This is a genomic window from Streptomyces sp. SID9727 (assembly GCF_010550605.1).
Taxonomy (GTDB): Bacteria; Actinomycetota; Actinomycetes; order Streptomycetales; family Streptomycetaceae; genus Streptomyces.
This window is the reverse complement of record NZ_JAAGNI010000147.1, coordinates 1-2,814: the sequence shown is the minus strand read 5'-3', so window position 1 is coordinate 2,814 and position 2,814 is coordinate 1. Positions and strand designations below refer to the sequence as shown.

At 71.2% G+C, this 2,814-nt stretch carries 3 protein-coding genes and 2 pseudogenes; 3 read left to right on the top strand and 2 right to left on the bottom strand.

Going from position 1 to position 2,814, the window contains the following annotated elements; genetic code table 11:
• Positions 1-333: pseudogene (locus G3I41_RS10100) on the bottom strand (ATP-dependent helicase); the annotation flags it as partial.
• 253 nt (positions 334-586) lie between these two features.
• On the opposite strand from G3I41_RS10100, the gene G3I41_RS10095 reads away from it, so the two are divergent.
• From G3I41_RS10095 to G3I41_RS10085, 3 genes are all read left to right on the top strand, one after another.
• Positions 587-1,630 (top strand): acyl-CoA desaturase, encoded by a 1,044-nt coding sequence (locus tag G3I41_RS10095; protein ID WP_164399882.1) that lies wholly within the window; start codon positions 587-589, stop codon positions 1,628-1,630.
• Between the two features lie 103 nt (positions 1,631-1,733).
• Positions 1,734-1,916, top strand: coding sequence for a hypothetical protein (locus tag G3I41_RS10090; RefSeq protein ID WP_164399881.1), 183 nt, complete (start codon positions 1,734-1,736; stop codon positions 1,914-1,916).
• Positions 1,917-1,943: 27 nt separating this feature from the next.
• Positions 1,944-2,486: an MOSC domain-containing protein gene (locus G3I41_RS10085; RefSeq protein WP_343242099.1), complete on the top strand. Its 543-nt coding sequence runs from the start codon at positions 1,944-1,946 to the stop codon at positions 2,484-2,486.
• Between the two features lie 43 nt (positions 2,487-2,529).
• Here G3I41_RS10085 and G3I41_RS10080 read toward each other — a convergent pair.
• Positions 2,530-2,814 (bottom strand): annotated as a pseudogene (locus G3I41_RS10080) (hypothetical protein); the annotation flags it as partial.

Below are 2,814 nucleotides of genomic sequence, written 5' to 3'. Positions count from 1 at the left end.
GAGCAGGCCGCGGGCGGCGAACTGCAGGGCGAGCAGCCCCGCCGCGCCCCAGAACGCCACGGCCGCGGAGGCGTGCGCCGCCGCCCGGGCCCGCGTGAGCACGGGCAGCCCGTCGGCGACGGACAGGAGGCGGGCGGGGACCTCGTACGGCAGGGCGTCGGGGCCCGCGACCGTCAGCGTGCCGGGCTCGCCGGGGCCTTCGGGCGGGCTGCTGCCGTCGGGGTGCCAGAAGGCGAGGCGGCCGGTCCGGGCAGGGTCCGAGGGCAGGAACACCACGGAACAGCCGGCGAGTTCGAAGACGTGGGAGAGAGAAGCGGAGGAGGGGCTGTGCACAGCGATGTCAGATTCCTCAAATTTGACTAGCCGACTGAGGTCGCCGAGGGTACTCCAACTTCCGCGTTTAGTGGCCCCTGCCGCGTGTGAGGTGCGCCACGCGACGGTACGGGTGCGGCTCCCCGGTGCGGTCGGCCCCCCGCACCGGGCGGGTGCTGGCACCACCATGCCTCGGGTGGTGGCGCCATGGCTCCCCCTACCCCGTGAACCGTACGTTTTCTGGGGTCGGAGCGGAATCGAGACCGGAGACACCATGCCCCAGGCCACCCTTGCCCCAGCGGTACCAACGCGTGACGGCGCCCGAAGTTCAGGAAGCGATTTCGCGCCGCTGCTGCGAGACGCCAAGGCGCAAGGACTCCTCGAACGGCGCACCGGCTGGTACGCCGTCGGAATCACCGTCAACCTGCTCGCCCTGGCGGCCGTGGTCACCGGCATCGTCCTCCTGGGCAACACCTGGTGGGTGCTGCCGCTCGCCCTCCCCCTGGCGCTCCTCTGGGCCCGTACCGCATTCGTGGGACATGACGCGGGGCACGCCCAGATAACCGGCAACCGCAAGGCCGGCCGGGTGATCGGCCTCTTCCACGGCAACCTGCTGCTCGGCATGAACGAGGCGTGGTGGAACGACAAGCACGTACGCCACCACGCCAACCCCAACCACATCGACAAGGACCCCGACGTCGGTGTGGGCGCGCTCGTGTGGACCCAGAAGCAGGCCGCGCAGCGCGAGGGCTTCGCCCGCTGGCTCACCCGCAACCAGGCCCGCCTGTTCTTCCCGATGCTGCTCCTCGAAGGCATCGCGCTCAAGGTCTCCGGATTCCAGTACCTGAAGCGGCAGCCCCCGCGCGAGCGCGCCTTGTCCGCCTTCCTGCTCACCGCGCACCTCGGCCTCTACGCCACCCTGCTCCTCACCGTCATGTCCCCGGGCAAGGCCCTCGTCTTCGCGCTCGTGCACCACGCGCTGTTCGGACTCCACCTCGGCATGGCGTTCGCCCCCAACCACAAGGGCATGGAGATGCCCGACCCCGACGGGGACCGCTGGGACCACCTGCGGCGCCAGGTGCTCACTTCGCGCAACGTGCGCGGAGCGGTTCTCACCGACTGGTTCCTCGGCGGCCTCAACTACCAGATCGAGCACCACCTCTTCCCGAGCATGCCCCGGCCGCACCTGCGCCTGGTCCAGCCCCTGGTCAAGGCCCACTGCGCGGCCATCGGCCTGCCGTACACGGAGACCGGACTCGTCGAGTCCTACCGGCAGGCGCTCACCCATATGCACGAGGTCGGTGCGCCGCTGCGGTGACCGGGCGCTCCGGGCGGGAGGGAGCGGGAACCAGGAACCGATGAGGGCGCGCGGACGTTCTCACCATCAGAGGCGGCCATGGGCCGCGGAGGAGGTACGGACGATGTCGAACAGCGCCAAGATCGCCATCGGGGGAGTCGTCGTCGCGGTCGTCCTGATGCCGTTCATCGGGTTCTGGCTGTCCCTGCTCGTGCTCGTCGGCGTTCCCACGCTCGCGTATCTCGCCCTGGACCCCGGCCAGCGCCGTCGGCTCCGTAGGATCACCCGCAAGGAGATCGGCCGCTGAGGGCCGGCCGCTGAGAGGGGATCCGCCGTGAGTGGCACCGTGACCGCCGTCAGCAGGAACGAGACCTACAGCTTCACCAAGCCCAACCGTGAAAGCGTCACCCTGCTCGCCGGCCTGGGCGTGGAGGGCGACGTGCACGCGGGGGTCACGGTCAAGCACCGCTCCCGGGTGGCCCAGGACCCGACGCAGCCGAATCTGCGCCAGGTCCACCTCATCCAGGAGGAACTGTTCGACGAGGTCCGTGCGCTGGGCTTCGAGGTGGCGCCCGGTGACATCGGGGAGAACGTCACGACGCGGGGGATCGATCTGCTGTCCCTGCCCGTCGGGACCCTGCTGCATCTCGGAGACGAGGCGGTCGTCGAGGTGACCGGGCTGCGCAATCCGTGCATGCAGATCGACGACTTCCAGGGCGGCCTCCTCAAGCAGGTCGTCGGCCGTGACGAGGCGGGCAACATCGTCCGCAAGGCCGGCATCATGAGCGTCGTCTCGGTCGGCGGCGTGGTGAGGCCGGGAGACGCGGTGAAGGCCGTGCTCCCCGCCGAGCCGCACCGGCCGCTCGATCGCGTCTGATCCCCGTCCGGTCCGGATGCGTCGGCGGTCGTTCCGCCGGCGGTCAGGACGGGCGTACGGCGATGGCGTCCAGGGCCGTGAGGAGACCGGGCAGTTCGGGCCCGCGCCTGACCGGCAGAATCTCGCCTGGGACCTCGTCCAGGAGCAGGAAGGCCAGATCGTCGGTCCTGGCCACCAGGGACCAGCCGGGGCCGTCGGCCCGGATCATCCGGGCGTCCCCGGGCGCGAACGAGGACCGGACGCGGCCCGGCGGCGGCGGATCGTCCAGATAGCCGCGCGCCTCGGCCAGGGCCCGCCGGACGCCGGGATGGCCGCCCGGGGCCGCCGG